General features: G+C 28.9%; 19 protein-coding genes. 15 read left to right on the top strand and 4 right to left on the bottom strand.

The window, feature by feature from the left end:
* The first annotated feature begins 12 nt into the window (after positions 1 to 12).
* From L3B96_RS20185 to aspS, 4 genes are read left to right on the top strand one after another with little or no spacing between them, the layout of a single operon-like run.
* Positions 13 to 609, top strand: coding sequence for an MBL fold metallo-hydrolase (locus L3B96_RS20185; protein ID WP_238948403.1), 597 nt, complete (start codon positions 13 to 15; stop codon positions 607 to 609).
* A 45-nt stretch (positions 610 to 654) separates the two neighbouring features.
* Complete coding sequence (locus tag L3B96_RS20190) at positions 655 to 2,082, top strand: coproporphyrinogen III oxidase (protein ID WP_238948404.1); 1,428 nt, start codon at positions 655 to 657, stop codon at positions 2,080 to 2,082.
* A gap of 59 nt (positions 2,083 to 2,141) precedes the next feature.
* The gene (gene hisS, locus L3B96_RS20195) at positions 2,142 to 3,395 is read left to right on the top strand and encodes a histidine--tRNA ligase (protein WP_023976277.1); all 1,254 of its coding nucleotides are present in this window, start codon (positions 2,142 to 2,144) and stop codon (positions 3,393 to 3,395) included.
* Between the two features lie 31 nt (positions 3,396 to 3,426).
* Positions 3,427 to 5,226, top strand: coding sequence for an aspartate--tRNA ligase (gene aspS / locus L3B96_RS20200; protein WP_238948405.1), 1,800 nt, complete (start codon positions 3,427 to 3,429; stop codon positions 5,224 to 5,226).
* Positions 5,227 to 5,360: 134 nt separating this feature from the next.
* On the opposite strand, the gene L3B96_RS20205 is transcribed toward aspS, so the two are convergent.
* Positions 5,361 to 6,068, bottom strand: coding sequence for a hypothetical protein (locus L3B96_RS20205; protein WP_238948406.1), 708 nt, complete (start codon positions 6,066 to 6,068; stop codon positions 5,361 to 5,363).
* A 70-nt stretch (positions 6,069 to 6,138) separates the two neighbouring features.
* Positions 6,139 to 6,735: a 30S ribosomal protein S4 gene (gene rpsD, locus L3B96_RS20210; RefSeq protein ID WP_238948407.1), complete on the bottom strand. Its 597-nt coding sequence runs from the start codon at positions 6,733 to 6,735 to the stop codon at positions 6,139 to 6,141.
* Between the two features lie 319 nt (positions 6,736 to 7,054).
* Between rpsD and L3B96_RS20215 the strand changes: the two genes are divergently transcribed.
* From L3B96_RS20215 to L3B96_RS20245, 7 genes are all read left to right on the top strand, one after another.
* Positions 7,055 to 7,753, top strand: coding sequence for a DUF554 domain-containing protein (locus L3B96_RS20215; protein ID WP_238948408.1), 699 nt, complete (start codon positions 7,055 to 7,057; stop codon positions 7,751 to 7,753).
* A gap of 58 nt (positions 7,754 to 7,811) precedes the next feature.
* Positions 7,812 to 8,417 (top strand): DUF975 family protein, encoded by a 606-nt coding sequence (locus L3B96_RS20220; RefSeq protein ID WP_238948409.1) that lies wholly within the window; start codon positions 7,812 to 7,814, stop codon positions 8,415 to 8,417.
* Positions 8,418 to 8,622: 205 nt separating this feature from the next.
* Positions 8,623 to 9,918 carry a homoserine dehydrogenase gene (locus L3B96_RS20225; RefSeq protein ID WP_011968877.1) on the top strand — a complete coding sequence of 432 codons (1,296 nt, stop codon included), beginning with the start codon at positions 8,623 to 8,625 and terminating at the stop codon, positions 9,916 to 9,918.
* Positions 9,919 to 10,185: 267 nt separating this feature from the next.
* Positions 10,186 to 11,532 (top strand): FIST N-terminal domain-containing protein, encoded by a 1,347-nt coding sequence (locus tag L3B96_RS20230; RefSeq protein WP_238948410.1) that lies wholly within the window; start codon positions 10,186 to 10,188, stop codon positions 11,530 to 11,532.
* A 79-nt stretch (positions 11,533 to 11,611) separates the two neighbouring features.
* Positions 11,612 to 13,453 carry an ATP-binding protein gene (locus L3B96_RS20235; RefSeq protein WP_238948411.1) on the top strand — a complete coding sequence of 614 codons (1,842 nt, stop codon included), beginning with the start codon at positions 11,612 to 11,614 and terminating at the stop codon, positions 13,451 to 13,453.
* Between the two features lie 598 nt (positions 13,454 to 14,051).
* Entirely contained in the window at positions 14,052 to 15,656 is a 1,605-nt protein-coding gene (locus tag L3B96_RS20240) for a cell shape-determining protein (protein ID WP_238948412.1), read from the top strand.
* Positions 15,657 to 15,821: 165 nt separating this feature from the next.
* A complete protein-coding gene (locus L3B96_RS20245) occupies positions 15,822 to 15,977 on the top strand; it encodes a zinc-ribbon domain-containing protein (protein ID WP_011968881.1) in 156 nt (51 codons plus the stop codon).
* A gap of 116 nt (positions 15,978 to 16,093) precedes the next feature.
* Here the strand turns inward: L3B96_RS20245 and L3B96_RS20250 are convergent, their stop codons facing one another.
* Together L3B96_RS20250 and L3B96_RS20255 are read right to left on the bottom strand one after the other, a co-directional pair.
* The gene (locus tag L3B96_RS20250) at positions 16,094 to 16,246 is read right to left on the bottom strand and encodes a hypothetical protein (protein ID WP_238948413.1); all 153 of its coding nucleotides are present in this window, start codon (positions 16,244 to 16,246) and stop codon (positions 16,094 to 16,096) included.
* Positions 16,247 to 16,478: 232 nt separating this feature from the next.
* Positions 16,479 to 16,958: a CarD family transcriptional regulator gene (locus tag L3B96_RS20255; RefSeq protein ID WP_011968883.1), complete on the bottom strand. Its 480-nt coding sequence runs from the start codon at positions 16,956 to 16,958 to the stop codon at positions 16,479 to 16,481.
* Positions 16,959 to 17,312: 354 nt separating this feature from the next.
* Between L3B96_RS20255 and L3B96_RS20260 the strand changes: the two genes are divergently transcribed.
* The 4 genes from L3B96_RS20260 to L3B96_RS20275 all read left to right on the top strand — a co-directional run bounded on the left by L3B96_RS20260 (position 17,313) and on the right by L3B96_RS20275 (position 20,372).
* Positions 17,313 to 18,125, top strand: coding sequence for a hypothetical protein (locus L3B96_RS20260; RefSeq protein WP_238948414.1), 813 nt, complete (start codon positions 17,313 to 17,315; stop codon positions 18,123 to 18,125).
* 187 nt (positions 18,126 to 18,312) lie between these two features.
* Complete coding sequence (gene udk / locus L3B96_RS20265; RefSeq protein ID WP_017208845.1) at positions 18,313 to 18,933, top strand: uridine kinase; 621 nt, start codon at positions 18,313 to 18,315, stop codon at positions 18,931 to 18,933.
* A 124-nt stretch (positions 18,934 to 19,057) separates the two neighbouring features.
* Positions 19,058 to 19,723, top strand: a complete 666-nt coding sequence (locus L3B96_RS20270; RefSeq protein ID WP_023976268.1) for an HAD family phosphatase — start codon at positions 19,058 to 19,060, stop codon at positions 19,721 to 19,723.
* Positions 19,724 to 19,757: 34 nt separating this feature from the next.
* Positions 19,758 to 20,372, top strand: coding sequence for an alpha/beta hydrolase (locus L3B96_RS20275; protein WP_238948415.1), 615 nt, complete (start codon positions 19,758 to 19,760; stop codon positions 20,370 to 20,372).
* Positions 20,373 to 20,480 lie beyond the last annotated feature (108 nt).

Below are 20,480 nucleotides of genomic sequence, written 5' to 3' on the forward strand. Positions count from 1 at the left end.
GAGGAATTCAAATTGATTATAAAAACATTAATAGCGGGAATGTATGAAGAAAATTGTTATTTAATAATGGATGAAGGCACCAAGGAACTTGCAATTATAGATCCAGGCGGGCAGCCGAATTTGATAGAAAAAGAGATTAGTAGGTTGGATGGAAAGCCTAAATTTATTCTTTTGACACATGGACATATGGATCATGTGGGAGCAGTTATTGAATTAATGAATAAACTCAATATTCCTTTTTATATAAGTGAAAATGAAGAACAATATATGAAAAATGACGAGTTTGTATTTGGATCACTGCCGAAAGCTTCAAAATATTTAAAAGAAGGAGATACAGTATCTTTAGGCAATAATATAATTAAAGTTATAGAAACAGCTGGGCATACAACAGGTGGTGTATGCTTCCTAGTAAATGATGAACTGTTTACAGGAGATACTCTTTTCCAAGGATCTATTGGAAGAAGTGATTTTCCAGGAGGGAATGGAGTAAAGCTTATAAAAAATATAAAGGAAAAGTTATTGCCTTTGGGAGATAGTGTTAAAGTTTATCCGGGACACGGACCAGCATCTACAATAGGATATGAAAAAAGGAATAATCCATTCTTATAAAAATAAAAATGTGCATTAATTTGCACATTTTTAAGGGGAGAAACGATGGAAGTTAAAGTTAGTTTAAATGATTTTAAATTTAGATACGAAGTATACCAATTATTTAATGTATATTACTCAATGAGGGAAATTAAATTTGTGGGTGCAGAAGATACAGATTATATGGTTTATATTGATGAGAAAACCTTAAGGTTTGAATATAATAATTATTATGTAGAAGAATCTTTAGGAGAAGATATTAAAAATTCTCTTAGAAGATTTCTTTTTCTGTGCCTTAGAAATGTAACTCATGACATTTATCCTTGGGGAATATTAATTGGAATCAGACCATCTAAAATAGCATTAAAATTGCTTGAAGAAGGCAATACTGAAGATGAAGTGATAGAAATATTTAAAGAAAAATACTTGGCTCATGAGGATAAAGCTAGACTTTGTATAGATGTGGCAAAAGCTGAGAAAAAAATAGTTAATAAGGATAAAAATACTATAGCTATATATATAGGCATGGCATTTTGTCCAACAAAATGTTTATATTGCTCATTCACTTCGAACCCTATAGGTGTTTATAAAAAGATGGTGACGCCATATATAGAGGCACTTATTAAAGAGATAAAAGGTATGAGTTCATATGTGAAGGAAAGAAAACTTAATATCGAATCAGTATATTTTGGTGGCGGTACTCCAACATCAGTAAGTGATGAAGAGTTCAACATAATCATGAAAGAAATTTATAATTGTTTTATTAAGGATGATAATATAAAAGAGTTTACGGTTGAATGCGGAAGACCAGATACGCTTACTAGAAATAAACTTCAGACAATGAAAGAGTATGGAGTAGATAGAATAAGTATTAATCCCCAAACAATGAATGATAAAACTTTAAATTTAATTGGTAGAACTCATTCTTCAGCAGATATAAAAGAAAAATTTAAAATGGCTAGAGAACTTGGATTTGATGATATTAATATGGATATAATAATAGGACTTCCAGGTGAGACGCATGAAGATGTTATTCATACTAAGAATGAGTTAATAAAACTAAAACCTGATAGCATTACAGTTCATGGCCTAGCGCTTAAAAGAGGGTCTAGAATGTATGAAGAATTTATCTTGAAAAAAGGAATACAAATTACGTCCCAAGATCAAATTATAAAAATGTATGAAGAAAGTAGGAATCTGGCAGAAAATTTAGGTATTTCACCATATTATATGTATAGGCAAAAAAATATGGTTGGAAATATGGAGAATTTAGGTTATGCTAAAGAAGGCAAAGAATGTATATACAATATTCAAATGATTGAGGAAAAACAAACAGTAATTGCACTGGGAGCAGCAGCTGTAAGTAAAGTGATATTTTTAGAGGAAGATAGACTTGAAAGATTTCCAAACTTAAAAGATCTTCATGAATATGTATCTAGAATTGATGAAATGATTGAGAAAAAGAAAGCGTTGCTTGATACATTGTATACATAATTAACTGTAATAAATTAGAATATTGTAAATTTGTTTAGTCAAATAGGAGGAAAAGATCAATGGCGATTGAAATGCAAGCACCAAAAGGCACCAAGGATATGTTGCCTGAAGATGCCTATAAGTGGCATTATATAGAAAGTGCCTTTAGAAAGGTTGCTAAAACATATGGAATTAGAGAAATTAGAACTCCGATGTTCGAACACACAGAATTATTTTTAAGAAGTGTTGGAGATACAACAGATATAGTTCAGAAAGAAATGTATACTTTTAATGACAAGGGAGATAGAAGTATAACATTGAAACCAGAAGGAACTGCATCAGCAGTAAGAGCATTTGTGGAAAACAGATTATTTAACGAAGCTCAGCCAACAAAATTATACTATATTACACCAGCGTTTAGATATGAAAATGTCCAAAAAGGAAGGCTTAGACAATTTCATCAATGTGGATTAGAAGTGTTTGGCTCAAATGCAGCTTCAATGGATGCAGAAGTTATAGCAGTCGCTATGGATACATTAAAAGAATTAGGATTAAAAAGTTTAAGTTTAAATATAAATAATTTAGGCTGCCCAAGTTGTAGACCTAAATATAATGAAGCGCTTAAGAAATTTTTAGCTGATAATTATGATGGACTTTGCGATACTTGTAAAGATAGATTTGAAAAAAATCCTATGAGAATATTGGATTGCAAAGAGAAGAAATGTCATGAAATTACTAAAAATGCGCCGATAATATTGGACTATGTTTGTGAAGAGTGTAGTACGCATTTTAATAAAGTTAAAGAATATTTAGATATCTTAGGACTTCCATATACAATAGATCCAGGCATCGTAAGGGGATTAGACTATTACACAAAAACTATATTTGAAATTTTAACTTCTGATTTTACTGTATGTGGAGGAGGAAGGTATGATAAGCTTATAGAAGAACTTGGTGGACCAGATATGCCAGCAGTTGGATTTGGTATGGGTGTTGAAAGATTAATTATGACTTTAGAAAAAGAAAATATAGAAATACCTAAAGAAAATTTATTTGATTTATATATTGGTGCTAGAGGAGAAGCAGAAAGTAAGTATGCTTTTAAGCTGGCTAGTGATTTAAGGGCTTTAGGTGTGAAGTGTGAGATAAATCACATGGGTAGAAGCGTGAAAGCTGAAATGAAGTATGCAAATAAATTAGGAGCAGCATTTACTACTATTTTAGGTGAAGATGAATTAACAAATAGAAAAGTTAATTTAAAAAGAATGAGTGATGGTGAGATTTTTGAAGTTTCATTAGAAGACTTGATGGAAATAGCTAAAATAGTTAAATAAGAATAAGTTAAACTAAGGGAGGATTTTAGTAATGGGTGAATCTTTAAATGGATTAAAACGTACAATGATGTGCGGTGAACCTAGAGAAGAACATGTAGGCAAAAAAATAACATTAATGGGATGGGTTCAAAGAAACAGAAAGCTTGGAGCACTTGAATTTATTGATTTAAGAGATAAAACAGGTATAATGCAAGTTGTATTTGGTGAGGAAATTAATGCAGAAGCTTTTGAAAAGGCAAAAGGAGTAAGATCTGAATACTGCTTAGCAGTAACAGGGGAAGTTGTTAAAAGAGAAAGCGTTAATGAAAACATGCCAACTGGTTTTGTTGAATTAAAATGTGAATCTATAAAGATACTTTCAGAATCAGAAACTCCACCAATATATATAAAAGAAGATTTAGACGCTGCAGAAAATATCAGATTAAAATATAGATATTTAGACTTAAGAAGACCTGATATGCACAAAATATTTGAGATTAGAAGTAAAACTACAAAGGCTATACGTGATTATTTAGAAGAAAATAACTTCTTAGATGTAGAAACTCCTATTTTATCAAAGAGTTCTCCAGAGGGAGCTAGAGATTACTTAGTACCTTCAAGAAATTATCCTGGAATGTTTTATGCGCTTCCACAGTCACCACAAATATTTAAGCAGTTATTAATGGTATCTGGATTTGATAGATATTATCAAATAGCTAAATGCTTTAGAGATGAAGACCTAAGAGCGAATAGACAACCAGAATTTACTCAAGTTGATATGGAATTAAGTTTTGTAGAACAAGAAGATATAATTGCAGTAAACGAAGGGTTAATTGCTCATGTATTTAAAAAGGTAGCAGGTGTAGATGTTCAGCTTCCAATAAAAAGAATGACATTTAAAGATGCTATGGAAAAATACGGATCTGATAAACCAGATTTAAGATTTGGGATGGAAATAACTAATATAACAGAAGATGTTAAGGATTTAGATTTTGTTGTATTTAAATCAGCAATAGAAGCTGGTGGATCTGTTAGAGCTTTATGTTTAAAAGGTGGAGCAGACCTTGGAAGAAAGCCTTTAGATAAATTAGGGGAGTTTGTTAAGACTTACAAGGCTAAAGGTCTTGCTTGGATTCAAATTAAAGAAGATGGTGTTAAATCATCAATAGCTAAGTTCTTAACTGATGATGTAACGAATTCTATAGTAAAAACTATGAATGCTAAAACTGGAGATGCTATACTTATAGTAGCAGATAAAGATTCAGTGGTATTCCAAAGTTTAGGTGCGTTAAGATTAGAACTTGCTAAGCAATTTGATTTGATTAAGGATAAGAATGAATTTAATTTCACATGGATTACTGAATTCCCACTATTTGAATATAGTGAAGAAGAAGAAAGATATAAAGCTTGTCACCATCCGTTTACTGCACCAATGGATGAAGACTTAGATTTTATCGAATCAGATCCAGGAAACGTACGTTCTAAGGCTTATGACTTAGTATTAAATGGTGAAGAGTTAGGTGGAGGTTCTATAAGAATCCATGATACGGCTCTTCAAGAAAGAATGTTTAGAGCACTTGGACTAACAGATGAAGTAGTAAATGAAAGATTTGGATACTTATTACAGGCATTTAAATTTGGGCCACCACCACATGGCGGTTTAGCATTTGGTCTTGATAGAATGATTATGTTCTTAGCAGGAACAGAAAATATCAAAGATGTTATTGCATTCCCTAAGAATCAAAATGCATATTGTTACTTAAGTGAAGCACCAAATATAGTTGATGAAAAGCAATTAACTGAACTTGGCATAGCAATACTACCAAAAGAAGAAAAAAATGATAAAGAATAGAATTAATTAATTATAAAAGACTCTTATACGAATGAAAGTATAAGAGTTTTTATTTAAGTTTATATTATTATATAGGATTAATTTATATATATAAGACTTTTAATTGTCTTGTTTCAATTTACAATTAGTTATTATTAGAAGAGTATTGGTGCATTAGTATTTAGGATATCAATGAGCCTCCTGCTTAATAGTGGTTCTTCAACTGCATTATCGCAGGCAAATTTAAGAGCCTCTAAGCTCATAGAAATATCCTCTTCTATGAATTCTTTTGATTCCCACGATATAGACTCTTTTACAAAATCAAATATATCACATGGGTTATCAAAAATTTCTATGAATAGCCTTTGGTTAGGAATGTTATTCCAAGTATCATTAAACTTTTTAGAAAAAGATTTTAATTCCTGTTTTAATGATTCAGAATCACAGTCCCAAAAATTATTTAAAATATCATATGAATTTTTTATTGAATTTAAAGAATTTAAATCTACATTTGAATCATTGTAGTTTAAAGTTTCATTAATAACAGTATTAAAATCTGATATTGGAATAAAGAAACCATCAGATTTACGGTCAAACCAAGCAAAAAAAGATGTTGGCAAGAATACATGTTGTAAAAATCCTAATAGACTATAGCCGCAAGGATAAGCAGCCCAACCGCATTGGAGAATGTTTTTTTCAAGATCAAAAATTCCAGTGTAAATTACTTTTGAGGTGTTAGTTATCTCTTTATTATCAAAATAACCCTCCCATAAATTTTCTTCATTTAGAATTTTTTCTTTCCAAAAAGAAAAGCTTCTATAAGGTCTTTTTTCAAGAGTATTTTGTTTTATATTAAATTCCAATGATAAATTCCTCCTCTCGATGTTATCATAATATTTAAAAAAATACATTTTAAATTTATGATTAATTATGTTAGAGTTTAGAATAGAATTCTACAATTAATGAATCATTGATTTCAATAGGAACTTCTTCTCTTAAAGGGTATCTTATAAGAGTTCCTGAAAAATTATCTTGATCCTTGGCTAGATACGGATAGGTATTAAGAGTATTTGATAAAAAAGTATCACTAAACAAGTCATTATTTCTGGATTTTTCTTTTAAAGAAATTATATCACCTATATTTACTTCATAAGAAGGAATATCTACCTTTTTATCATTAACTAAAATATGCCCATGAACTACCATTTGGCGAGCTTGTGCAATAGAAGACGAAAGGCCCAGTCTGTAAACTAAGTTATCTAATCTACATTCTAACCTTTTTATTAGAGCATAACCAGTAGGTTCTTTATCTTTTAACGCTTTTCGTACATAGGAGGCAAACTGTTTTTCCATTACACCATAGTATGCTCTGAGTCTTTGCTTTTCAAGTAGTTGAAGGCCATAAGCCGAGAGCTTTTTTGCGTTTCTAGCACTGCCATTGTTGGCTCTTTTCATAGCTTTGGGATGTCCACTAACATTTAATCCTAAGCGTCTACACAACTTGAATCTAGGTTCTCTCATTCTTGCCATAGTTATCATCTCCTATAAGGTCTTGCTTTGATAAAAGTTAACCTAAAATAATACAATAAATATAATATACGAATGAAAATTATCTTAATGTTTTCTATTCCAATGGAATAATATTATTTAGAAATCTATATTAATGATTTCATAAATTAGTTTGTACAAGATAATTTATTTGACACGTTGTATTTTTTGGTAATTGAGTTTAATTAGCTAAATTTATGAAATTAAATTTCTTATTTGTAAATCTCAAGGTAGGGATAATAATTCACATATGTTATAATTAAGCGGAAAATAAAATGATAAAAAAGTTGGGGGAAGAAAAATGTTAGGAACAATAGTTAATTCGTTAGCAATAATAGGTGGGTGCTTAATAGGGCTAATAGTAAAAGGTAGATTAACCGAAAAGATTAGTAATACAATAATGAATGGTTTGGCTTTATGCGTATTATACATAGGTATATCTGGAGCGCTCAAGGGAAAAGATACATTGCAAATAATAATTTGTATTGCACTAGGTGCTCTTATAGGAGAAATTATAGATATTGATAGAAGATTAAATGATTTAGGAAATATGATTGAAAGAAAAATAAATGGAAAAAGGAAAAATAATTCTAATGATAAAATATCCATATCAGAAGGATTTGTTACATCTAGCTTATTATTTTGCGTTGGAGCAATGGCAGTGGTGGGGTCTCTTGAAAGTGGATTACAAGGAAATAACTCAACCCTTTTTGCTAAATCAATATTAGATGGAGTGTCATCAATAATATTTGCATCATCTCTTGGGGTAGGTGTAATGCTATCATCAATCGCAATTTTTATATATCAAGGAAGTATAACTTTGCTTGCAGGAGGACTTTCAACAATACTCACTGATAATGTAATTTCTAATATGTCAGCAGTAGGAAGTCTGTTAATCGTAGGACTTGGTTTTAATATGCTTGGGATAAGTAAAATTAAAGTTGCAAATTTGTTGCCAGGAATATTTTTACCAATTATATTTGAATTTTTTTTAAAATAAGTTGACTGGATTTTAATAGAATATAATATTGTTACAATTTCTGATTGGAGGATTTAGAATGAAGATATCTGAACTAAAGAGAAAGTCGAAAAAACAATTAAAAGGAAAATGGGGAATAGCAATAACAACTTTATTTGTAAGTTTAATAATAATAAGTGGATTTTACGTTGCGATGAAGTTGCTTCAACCAGATGGAGGTCTTCTTACTGCTATTGGTGAATGTGTTAGTGTTTTCTTAGGTGGAATGGCTACGTTAGGAACATGCAAATTTGTATTAAATTTGGCATTCAGTAATAATGAGGAAAAGTTTAATGATTTATTTGTAGGCATTAATATTTACTTTAAGGCCTTAGGATTATGGATATTGATTAATTTAACTGTATCTATTGCAACAATGTTTTTGATAATCCCTGGTATTATAGTCTCGCTTATGTTTTCACAAGCGTTCTTCATATTATGTGAAGATAACAATAAGTCTATAATAGAATGTTTAAAGCAGAGTCTATCAATTATGAGGGGATATAAGATTCGCTTGTTACTCCTTGAGTTAAGTTTTGTTGGGTGGTGGATTATGTCAATTCTGACTTTTGGAATAGGAGTCTTATGGATATATCCATATCAACAAGTAACTCGTGCCAATTTTTATTTAGAGATAAAAAAGTAACTTTCTTATTTAAATTGCAGCTACATAACATGATAAAATATTTTTTTATTGAGAAAACATTTTCGAATAGTGGAATTATAAGTAATAATTTTTTATTTGACGTACGAAATATTAGACAAAAAAATATAGCCAAAAATTAATATAAGAATTATAATAAATACGTATACTATTATTTATAATAGTCGTAACTTAAGGGGGGCGCAGAATGAAAAAAGTAAAAATAGCACTACTAGGATTGGGGAATGTTGGTCGTGGTGTTTGGATGATTTTAAACTCTAACAAAGAAGAAATTATGAAAAGATGTGGATATGAAGTAGAAATAGCAAAAGTTCTTGTTAGAGATAAAAATAAACCAAGAGGTATTGAAATATCGGACGAACTTGTAACAACTGATTTTAATGAAATATTAAAAGATAGTAGCATTAAAATTGTCGTTGAAGTCATGGGAGGAATGGAACCCGCTAGAGAGTATATGCTAAGATGCATGGAAAACAAAAAGCATATAGTAACTGCAAATAAAATGTTATTAGCAACTGGTGGAGATGAACTTTTTGAAAAAGCTGATGAAAACGGAATTATGTTTAGTTATGAGGCTAGTGTAGCTGGGGGGATTCCAATTATAAAGGGAATAGATGAAAGCTTAACTGCAAATAAAATAGAAACTCTTTATGGAATAGTAAATGGAACAACTAATTACATCTTAAGTAAGATGGAACTTGAAGGTGCTGATTTCGATGATGTATTAAAGGAAGCGCAAGAAAAAGGATATGCTGAAGCTGATCCTACATCAGATATTGAAGGGTATGATGCACAATATAAATTAGCAATACTTGCTTCATTAGCTTTTGGGTCAAAGATAGATGTGAAAAATGTATATAGAGAAGGAATTACAAAAATTGAAGCTGTTGATATGAAATATGCTAAGGAATTTAAAATGGGAATTAAATTACTTGCTATAGCAAAAGAAACTAATGGCAAAGTTGAACTTAGAGTTCATCCTACAATGATTCCGAAGAAACACCCGCTTTCGAATGTTTATGATTCATACAATGCTGTATTTATAAGAGGAAATGCAGTAGGAGATTTAATGTTTTACGGAAGAGGAGCAGGAGATCTTCCAACTGGCAGTGCGGTGGTGAGTGATATTGTTTCTATTGTAAGAAATAATGTTGAAACAGAAAATCCGAATCCAGTAGTAAAGAATAACCTATGGGAAAGAGAAATTTTAGACATGGGTTCAGTTGAAAGTAAATTTTATATAAGAGCAACTGTTTTGGATGAATCAGGGGTTCTTGGAGAAATTACTGCAATACTTGGAAAACATAATGTAAGTATAAGGTCTGTGATACAAAAAGGTGACGAAGAAGATGGTCAGGTAACTATTGTATTAGTTACTCACAGAACTAGTGAGGCTCAAATTGATGGTGCGGTTGAAGAAATTACTAGCTTAAAATCTGTTTACAAAATAGATAACATAATAAGAATAGAGGATTTTAAATAAATTCTAGCCTGAACGTACAGCTTCGTTTGTTGGAAAAATAGGTAATATTCTAGTAAAGATTAATGTTAATGCCACTTATTAAATGTAATAAGTGGCATTTTTTTTAATTAAAAGTTTTTTGAAAAATCTTAAAAAATATGATACGAAAATTAAGTAAAATATAGAAAAAATATGTTATAATTACTTTATATTTGAAAAATTGGACAATATATGAGTCGATTTGAATAATAGATTATTTATTTAGTGGAAAGAAAGGGGTGGTCATTTTTGCCCGGAAAAATAAAAAAGATGATTGACGAAATCATTCAACAAAGATCAAAGGGGAATCCTGCTATTATGGAAATGACTATAGCTAAATTAATTCTAAAAGGAATTAATCCCAATAAATTTGATATAAATTCTCCAGATGATATGACAATAATTAATAAACTTCTTGATATTGCTAGGCAATTAAATGTAAATAATTTGGATAATATTGAAAAAAGTATAAGATCATCATCCTCAAGTAAAATAACGGAGGAGGATGCAGTAAAGGATATAAAAAATCAATTAAATATTAACGACATAAAATTAGTAATATTTTTTGCATCTTCTAATTATAATCAACAAAAGATAAGTTTGCTTATGGAAGAAGAATTTAAGGGATGTATTGTTGTAGGGTGCTCTACGGCAGGAGAACTTGCAAGCGGAGAAATATTGGATAATTCCATTGTTGCAATGGCTATTAACTCTAATATTATTTCTGATATAAAAGTTGAATTGGTTGGAAATATAAAGAAAAATTTAAATTTAGAGCCTGCTTTTACTTCTTTTGAAGAATACTATAAAGAAAGTTTATATAATATGAGCTCGGAAAAATTTGTTGGTATAACATTAATAGATGGATTAAGCATGAAAGAGGAAAAAATAATGGATCTGATAGGTGATAGGACTAATGTGTTCTTTGTTGGTGGTTCAGCTGCGGATAACAATGAGTTCGTAGAGACCTATGTTTCTGTAAATGGATATACTTCTACAGATTCAGTAGCTTTAATTTTAATAAAGATAAGCGATGATGCTGAGTTTAGTGTTATAAAAACACAAAGTTTTGAATCTTTGGATTATAGCTTCGTTGCAAATAAAGTGAACGAAGAGAGAAGACAAGTAATTGAATTTAATAATAGACCAGCTGTGTTGGAATATGCAGATGCTGTGAAAGTTGATAATATTAAAGAAATTTCAAAATATTTTATGAGTAACCCACTAGGATTGATGATTGAAGAGAATGATTTTTTTGTAAGATCACCTCAGAGAGTTATAGGGACAAGTATGATGTTTTATTGTAATATACTTGAAGGAATGGAGGTTAACCTTTTAAAAGCTACAAATATTATTGATGATACAAGAAGGATAATTGAAAATAAAGCCAGTGAATTAGGAAAAATTGATGGGATTATAAATTTTCAATGTATACATAGAACTTTGGAATTAAAAAAGAAAAATTTGTCAGATGAATATGCTAAAATATTTAAAGATATTCCTACTATAGGATTTTCAGCTTATGGAGAACAGTATATAGGTCATATAAATGACACATCTACAATGCTAATTTTTAATTTAAAGACAGGAAAATAAACAAAGAACAAAAGAATAAGAAATTTAAATATATACTTTTTATTGAATATTACAATGTTTTGAAGCGAGGCTATAAGTAATGAAGAATTTAGAAAACTTTTTTTATAAAGCTAATATTCTTATCGTTCATGAGTACTTTGAAGATTCACGTGTGCTAATAAAATTTCTTAATTATAGAGGATATATAAATATAAAAAGTGTTAAAAAAAGTGAATCAATCATAAAATCAATAAAAGAAAATATACCAGATATGATTTTAATAAATATAAGTCTGGAAGCCATTAATGGATATGAGTTATGTGAAGTTATAAGAAAAGATGATGATTTGATGGATGTTCCAATTATTTTTATAAACACAGGTGGAGAAGCTATTGATAGAAATAAAATATATATTGTTGGAGGAAATGATTATTTAAGTACCCCCCTTGAATACGAGGAAGTTATAAATAGAATTGAAATGCATTTAAAAATTAAGTTTATGGAGCATAAGATAAAATTTCATAAAGGTAATTATGATACAACATCTACTGAATTAAAGAGTTGGAATAAGGTTTTATTAAAAAGAAACAGTGATTTGGTTAATGAAGTTATTGAAAAAGATAATCAATTAGATGAGATAACATTTGAGTTAAAAGAATTCAACATTATATTGGAAGAAGAAATGAATGAAAGAACTAGAACAGAAGAAGCGTTAAAGGAAAGTGAGAGACAGTTACGACATTCCATAGAAGAAGCACCAGTCCCAATAATGTTATATACAGAAGATGGATTTGTAAAGAAGATCAATAGATCATGGAGTGACATTACCGGATATAGACTTGAAGATATTCCAATGATTTCAGAATGGGCAGATATTTCAGAGGCTTTTAAAGAGGAATTGAGCAGTACAAATATAAAAAAATTATTTAATTCCGAGAAAAGGCAAAACAATGGGGAGTTTTCTATAAGGACACATGATGGAAATATAAGAATCTGCAATTTTTATTCAGCATATATTGGTGATTTAGAGGATGGACATAAATTATTCATGAAAGTAGCCATAGATGTGACAGAGAAAAAGCATATGGAAGAATTGCAAAAAAGTGTTGAAGAAGAGAGGAAAAAATTATATGAAATTAAGGAATACGACAGAATAAGGACAGAATTTTTTTCTAATATATCTCATGAATTAAGAACACCGATTAGTGTTATTTTCTCGGCGCTGCAAATACATGAACTTAGGTTAAAAGATTGTATATTTGAAAATAGAAGTATTGATAAATATAAATATACTAAAATAATGAAACAGAATTGTTATCGTATTTTACGACTTATTAATAATATTATAGATATAACAAAAATTGATTCTGGGTATTTTAATATCAATGAACATAATATTGATATTATAGCTCTTATAGAGAATATAACTTTATCAGTGGCTGACTATATTGAGAATAAGGGACTGTCTCTTATATTTGATACGAACGTGGAAGAAAAAATTATGTCATGTGATCCGGAAAAAATTGAAAGAATTATTTTGAATATACTATCAAATGCAGTAAAATTTACTTCAAGTGGTGGAAAAATAACTGTTAGTATTGAAGATTGCTATGATAAAATTTGTATAAAAATTAAAGATACAGGAAGAGGTATTCCGCAAGATAAATTAAATTCGATATTTGAAAGATTTATACAGGTAGATAAATCTCTAGCTAGAGATCATGAAGGAAGTGGAATAGGACTTTCTCTTGTAAAGTCCTTAGTTGAGCTGCATGGTGGAGTAATATCTGTAAAAAGTAAAATAAGCTGTGGCACTGAATTTGTTATATATATCCCATGCAAACTAGTAAAAAATGCAGAAGAGCAATATTCGCTTTGCAGCTCTATAGGCGGAGATTGTATTGAAAAAATTAATATAGAATTTTCGGATATATATAATTAAAATTATAGATTTCAATTATATTACAAAAATAATCCTTCATCGTAATTCTAAAAATATTACAAGAATTTTAACAGTAATTATGAAATTATACATTGTGCATTGTGAATTCTAACATGTACATGCTTGTAAAATATTTCTTTTATAATGTAAGTATATGTGAAAAAAAGTTAAGATAATATAGTAAAAAGATATTTTTACTTACTTTTTTTAAGAGTTTTAAACAAATGTTGAATATAAATTTAATATTTGTTACTATATTAGTGTGTTTAATAGGTTAGAGATAATGAGGTTTCAAACAATTAATGGGACTTTATTTATCTCTTTTTGATTGTTATAGGCACTGAGAAATGAGAATTTAAACTATTTGCCCCCAAAAGGAATGTTTCTAGAGTGCGAGGAATAATTTGCTATTGCATATATCTAAGTATTCAAGTAATATAGTTTCCACACTTTATATGCTATGTTATTAGAAATATTACCTTTTAATAATATATGAACCTCTGTATTTATATAGCTTCATAAATACAGAGGCTTTTTAATTCCATTCTTTATGTTATAATTTAAGCAAAAGAAATAAAATACAGTGTGGAGGAAAAGGATGGGGAATAATAGATATTTAAAGATATTATTAAGCGCATATTTAATTATAGGATTAATTTTAATTTTTAGTAGTTCTATGGTTCTAGATTTAAGTCTTAATATTTTAACAATAACAGGGATATTTGTGGCGTGTACACTGGTATATGGAGTATTAATTAGAAATAAAAAATATATATCTACGGCAATTATTGTTGCCTTGTTATATGTTGGTGCAATTATCATATATAGTCCTTTAATTAGTTATAATGCTCATAGAAATTTAATAGGAAATATAGAAGAAATGGATTTTTCTAGCCAAATAGAATATATTGATATAAACCAGTTGCCTATTATTGATAAAGAACTTGCATACAAGCTAGCTGATAAAAAATTAGGTGAAATTACTAGTCTTGGGAGTCAAGTTAGTGTTGGTCAATTGACATTACAAAGTGTAAATGGTCAACTAAGTTATGTTGGACCACTTGAGCATTCTTCTTTTCTTAAATGGATTAGCAATAGAGAAGGAACGATAGGGTATATTAAGGTAAGTGCTACAAATCAAAATGATGTAGAGTTGGTTACCCAGCTTGATGGAAAAGATATTAGGCTTAAATATTTAAATTCTGCATATTTTCTTAGTGATTTAAATAGAGCGGCTTACTTTAGAGATATGAAAGCAGGGCACACAGATTATACTTTTGAATTAGATGATAACGGCAGACCATATTGGGTCATTACAAGATATGATACTGGCGTGGGCATTACAGAAGAAAAGGCCATAGGTGCATTAGTAATGGATGCTCAGACAGGTGACTCAACTATTTATAATATTGATAATTTACCAGAATGGGTAGACAGAATACAGCCGATGAAATATATTAATAGGTATATTAACAAATGGGGAGAATTGGTTCATGGTGTTTTGAATTTTACGGATAAAGATAAACTTAAGACAACAACAGATGGTATGAATATTATATACGATAAGGGTGTCTGCTACTATTATACAGGTATAACGTCAGTAGGAAGTGATGAATCACTTGTAGGATTTATGCTTACAAATACAAGAACCGGAGAGACTAAAATGTATAAAACGGCTGGTGCTACAGAAGAAGCAGGCATGAGATCAGCAGAAGGAAAAGTACAACAGTATGGTTATAAAGCTACTTTTCCATATCTGATAAACATACAAAATGAGCCGACATATTTTATGACGCTGAAAGATTCTAATGGATTAGTTAAGCAATATGCTATGGTGAATGTAAAAAATTATAACACTGTAGGAGTTGGAGATACACTTCAAGCTACTCTAAATAAATATTTAGAGGGATTAACCAATACTAATATTTCTCTCGAAAGTGGAAACCAGGAAGAAGTTATAAGAGGAGAAGTAGAAAGGATAGGTCTAGTTATAAAAGAAGGTACGAGTATTTATGACATTAAGTTAAAAAATAATGAAAATATTTTTTCGGTTTCAACGGAGACATCTAGAGAGGTTGCATTAACTCAGGTTAACGACTCAGTGGAAATGAAGTTTATTAAAGTTGGAGATAATAGATATATTATAACCAATTCATTTAGTAATCTTTCTTTTGTTAACAGTGAGAAACAGAAAAAGGAATAGGAAGAAAATAATTAAAATTAAGTATTGCAATTAAAAGGGAGCTATGATATACTAAAATAGTTCCTAAAGGGAATAAAAAAATATATCAAAGATTTAATTATATTAAAATTTCTCCTTATGAGAAAGTATTATTTAACTAAGTCTTTAAATTTGGAGGAATTGAAAATGGAAGATAAAACATTAGTATGTAAAGATTGTGGAAAAGAATTTATATTCACAGTTGGAGAACAAGAATTCTACAAAGAAAAAGGATTCGAAAATGATCCTGTAAGATGTGCAGATTGTAGAAGAGCTAGAAAGCAACAAAACAACAGAAGATAGTTTCTGTTTGCAAAGATAAGCTATAAGATATTATTCTTATAGCTTTTTTATTATATATTGGTATAATTGATACCTTTATGGTATATATAGGATACTATTAATTGACAAACCATACACTAATTTATATGGTCATTTTGAACCCCTTCTCTTTTAATTGAATGTCTTTTTCTGTTTGGATTGTGGTTCATATTTTCTTGAGTTATAGGAGTTTGATGATTGCATTTTTCCATTCTAGCATGTTTGTTATCAGGTTGACTATCTTTTGGCATAATAAAAACCTCCCTTAAACAATAAATTTACATATTAATTTTTTGCTAAGTGATACAATATTATTCGTAAGCTGTAGAAAAAATAATAACAATATTAGTTATATTATTAATTAAATAGAAAATAAATAAACCTGCTAAATAATATATTAATTATACCTATATTATTTAGCAGGTTTATTCAAATCTATTTTCAGTATATAGGTTATTTTGTAATAGTTAATCTAAACAAAAATTAATTAAGGTTCAAATTTAAAAAGCTTGTAGCTTCAATTTCACTAATATTTTTTATAACTGAAACTTCTTCAACTAAAAATTTGTAAGCAGTATTAAATAATTGTTTTTCACTTGAACTAAGTGATTTTTTCTTATTCATAAGAATCAGATCGTAAACTACTTCTGCACTATCTTTAAGTAATCCAGATCTTATTTTTTTTGCATTAGCTTGATATCTTTCCTTAGATGATGCAAGTTCAAATTCACTACTTTTATTTTCAAGAGTGAGCAATATATGATCTAAGGTAGAGTTATCGCAAACTTTTCGTAAATTTGAGTTAGATGCCTTATCACTTGGAATCATAATTTCTAAATTATTTGACGTAATCTTTACTATTATGTATTCCTTGGTATTTCCTGAAAAAATCTTATTTTCTATTCTTTCAACAGTGCCTATGCCTTGCATTGGATAAACGACTTTATCTCCTATCAAAAACAAAAAACACACCTCCTTAAATGGTTGTTCTATTATTATAACACATTATTAAAAAAAATAAAACTTAAATATATCATATCTATTATTTCATGTCAATAATATTTGTATTTTTTTAGAGTGTAATATTAATTCTTTGATAACTATATAACGTAAAAATTTATATGACAATTAAAGGTAAAAAGTAAATTGAAAAATACATATTTAAAGAAATTATGATAAGTAATAATAATACAAAAAATAAATTAAATGTAAAAAATGTAAAAAAATATAGAAATATAAGTAAAACAACAGCTTGATAATAAATAATATGTGATGTAAAATTAAGGAAATGATTACAGAAAAGAGGGGGTTGCTGGCGTGGGGGTTCATAATAAAAAAGTTATAAAAAGTGAAAGAAAAATAAAACGGAAAAATAAGAATTTACTTGCTGATAAGATTTTGGCTTATAATCCTGTGTTTTTGGAAGGAATTGCAGTATATAAAGATGCAAGTAGAAACTTTATATTTTTAATATTTCTTGGAGCTTTGTTAATCGACTTTCCGATAATATCAGTGCCTTGTTGTATATTGTCTATGTTTTTTATTATTAGAATGTTGCAGTTTATTAAATATAAAAGCATAAATAATATAGTAAATGAAATAGCAAAGGATTTATCTTTTAAAGGGATATATAATAAAGGTAAAGTAGAGGATATGTTAAATGATTTTAAAGTTAAATATGGAGAAGATATCGTTGAGTATGAACAATTGGTAAGCATGTTGGATAAATATGAAGCTTTAGTAACAAATATTGAATTTGCTTTAAAAAATATAACTTTCAAGGATAAAACAAATATAGATAACAAAGAAGAATTTATAATAGATAATAGTGAAATTACTTTCTTTGAAAATGATAATAATATAAATTGTGAAATATATAATAGGGATGAGCATAAAAATACGAGAGTAAATAATTATTATAGAAGTTTTAATGAAAAATTTTCTGTGCTTTATAAAAATGGTGATGGAGAGATTAAGAGAGTTAACAAAGCAATTGAGTTCTTTGATGATGGAGATAATGAAAACATTAACGAAAATGCTGTTGTCCTAAAAAATGTTAATAAAGAAAATAAAAATCTTACAGTATATTTATATAAAAAGTCATCGCCACTACAAAAAAACGTATTGTGATGAGCTAACATTTATAACAAAGTTAGTAAAAAGTAAACTTCTATTGACTGTAGTATATGATTTGATATCGCAGTTATAGGAGTTGTCTTTTTTTTTATTTTGTAATAAAATCTAATGAGTGTAGTAATATGTATTTATTAAAATTAATTATAAGTATAATTATATTAGATTACTTATGGAGGAAAAAATGCAAGATATAATGATAATAGGCATAGCTGGAGGAAGCGGGTCAGGTAAAACTACTTTGGCTCAAAATATAAGAGAAGCTTTTAGTGATGATATAGTAATTCTTTGTCATGATTACTATTATAAATCTAATGAGGGAATTTCTTTGGAAGAAAGAAAAAAACTTAATTATGATCATCCTAATTCCTTTGACACAGATCTACTAATAGAGCAGCTTAGAGAATTAAAAGCGGGAAATACAATATATCATCCGGTATATTCTTTTGTTGAACATACAAGATTAAACGAAACTGTAGAAGTAAAACCAGCTAAAGTTGTAATCGTTGAAGGTATATTAATATTTGAAAATGAAGAACTTTGCGATTTGATGGATATTAAAGTTTTTGTAGATACAGCTGGTGATGTTAGAATAATAAGAAGATTGCTAAGAGATGTAAAAGAAAGAGGAAGAGATTTAGATTCTGTAATCAATCAATATTTAGGTACAGTGAAACCTATGCATGAGGAGTTTGTTGATCCAAGTAAGAGAAGGGCAGACATAATAATTCCAGAGGGTGGTTGTAATGCAGTTGCTTTAAGCATGCTACTGGAAAGAGTGAGGAATTTTATATATAAAGAATAGCAGTACATAATTTTTAAGTAATATTAAATAAAGTGTGTCTTTTTAAGTTTGAATAAATTTAAAAAGGCATTTATTAATTATTGTAGACAAGTTGGTAGTAATTCATAAAAAGGAGAAGATACGTATGAAAAAGGTAGATGCAGTAATATTTGATATGGATGGGGTATTAATAGATTCGGAAAGAATATCGCTCAAATGTTATCAGGAAGTTTTAAAAGATTATCAATATGAAATGGATGAAAAGATTTATGTAAAATTCATAGGAAGAAATGTTGAGGGTATAAAAGAGGCATTGCAGGAAGAGTTTGGGAAGGACTTTCCTTTCGATGAGATATATAAGAAAAAATCTAAATTAGCATTGGAATTTACTGATAAAAATGGTGTTAAAATCAAGCCTGGAGTACATGAACTATTAGACTACCTAAATAATGAAAATTATAAAATAGCGGTAGCTACTTCAACAAGAAGACAAAGAGCCCTTGAATTATTGGAAAGAGCAAAAATAAAGGAAAAAGTTAATTATATAGTTTGTGGAGATCAAGTTGAAAATTCTAAACCTGATCCAGAAATATTTTTAAGAGCAGCAGAAGGGTTAAATGTTAAACCAAATAACTGCTTAGTTGTTGAAGATTCAGATGCTGGAATAACAGCAGCACATGCAGCGAGTATGACAGGAGTTCATGTTCCAGATATGAAGATATTAGATGATAAGACAAAGAAGCTAGCGTTTAAAATATGTAAGGAATTGGTTGATGTTAAGAGCGTTTTGGAAGAAATTAAAGAGTATTGAATTTAATTAAGTTTCAGAAAGGAACACTAAATTTATGAGTGAAGAGTTAATAAATTCTTATTGGGGAGTTAATTTAGAAAGTAAAGTAATAAGTCAATCTAGTACGACGCTAACTGTGTTGATGCCAGGAATTGGCTATACATTAGACAGACCTCTTTTAGATTATTCGAAGAAATTAGCTCTAGAGTTAGGTTATGATGTTCTTTCTTTAGAATATGGTTTTCAGATTGCAAGAAAAAACTTGCTTATAGAAAAGGAGCTTCAGCACTTAATAAAAGAATCTATATGTATCTTTAAATCAGCATTAAAAGGGAATTACACCAAGATAGTATTCATATCTAAAAGCATAGGAACTATTGTACATACTCTACTTTGTGATGAGATTAGTGGTTATGAAGTTAAGCATATTTACTTAACGCCTATAGATGATACTTTAGGAGTTGGAATAAAGGAAAATTCGTTAGTAATAAGTGGAACAAATGATCCGCTAATAAATATAGAATCTATTGAAAAAATAAAAAGAATTAATGGTGTAGAGATGATTGAAATAGAAGGAGCTGACCATTCGCTAAATATAAGTAATGATATATTAAGAAGTATAGATGTTATTCGTAAAGTAATTGAGGCTGAAAAGAAATACTTAATATAACAAAAAACATTTAAAGAATGTATTCTTTAAATGTTTTTGAGTCTGTCAAGACTTTCGTGTAAACTTCAAAAAGTAATATGTTTATTTTATAAGGTTGGAGGTAGAATA

The sequence above is a fragment of the Clostridium sp. YIM B02569 genome (assembly GCF_022320765.1).
In the GTDB taxonomy this organism is placed as follows: domain Bacteria; phylum Bacillota; class Clostridia; order Clostridiales; family Clostridiaceae; genus Clostridium; species Clostridium beijerinckii.

Excerpts from the sequence above, each read along its gene's own strand:
- L3B96_RS20190 (WP_238948404.1), top strand. The coding sequence starts at position 655 with ATGGAAGTTAAAGTTAGTTTAAATGATTTTAAATTTAGATACGAAGTA.
- hisS (WP_023976277.1), top strand. The coding sequence starts at position 2,142 with ATGGCGATTGAAATGCAAGCACCAAAAGGCACCAAGGATATGTTGCCT.
- aspS (WP_238948405.1), top strand. The coding sequence starts at position 3,427 with ATGGGTGAATCTTTAAATGGATTAAAACGTACAATGATGTGCGGTGAA.
- rpsD (WP_238948407.1), bottom strand. The coding sequence starts at position 6,735 with ATGGCAAGAATGAGAGAACCTAGATTCAAGTTGTGTAGACGCTTAGGA.
- L3B96_RS20215 (WP_238948408.1), top strand. The coding sequence starts at position 7,055 with ATGTTAGGAACAATAGTTAATTCGTTAGCAATAATAGGTGGGTGCTTA.
- L3B96_RS20220 (WP_238948409.1), top strand. The coding sequence starts at position 7,812 with ATGAAGATATCTGAACTAAAGAGAAAGTCGAAAAAACAATTAAAAGGA.
- L3B96_RS20225 (WP_011968877.1), top strand. The coding sequence starts at position 8,623 with ATGAAAAAAGTAAAAATAGCACTACTAGGATTGGGGAATGTTGGTCGT.
- L3B96_RS20235 (WP_238948411.1), top strand. The coding sequence starts at position 11,612 with ATGAAGAATTTAGAAAACTTTTTTTATAAAGCTAATATTCTTATCGTT.
- L3B96_RS20240 (WP_238948412.1), top strand. The coding sequence starts at position 14,052 with ATGGGGAATAATAGATATTTAAAGATATTATTAAGCGCATATTTAATT.
- L3B96_RS20245 (WP_011968881.1), top strand. The coding sequence starts at position 15,822 with ATGGAAGATAAAACATTAGTATGTAAAGATTGTGGAAAAGAATTTATA.
- L3B96_RS20250 (WP_238948413.1), bottom strand. The coding sequence starts at position 16,246 with ATGCCAAAAGATAGTCAACCTGATAACAAACATGCTAGAATGGAAAAA.
- udk (WP_017208845.1), top strand. The coding sequence starts at position 18,313 with ATGCAAGATATAATGATAATAGGCATAGCTGGAGGAAGCGGGTCAGGT.
- L3B96_RS20270 (WP_023976268.1), top strand. The coding sequence starts at position 19,058 with ATGAAAAAGGTAGATGCAGTAATATTTGATATGGATGGGGTATTAATA.
- L3B96_RS20275 (WP_238948415.1), top strand. The coding sequence starts at position 19,758 with ATGAGTGAAGAGTTAATAAATTCTTATTGGGGAGTTAATTTAGAAAGT.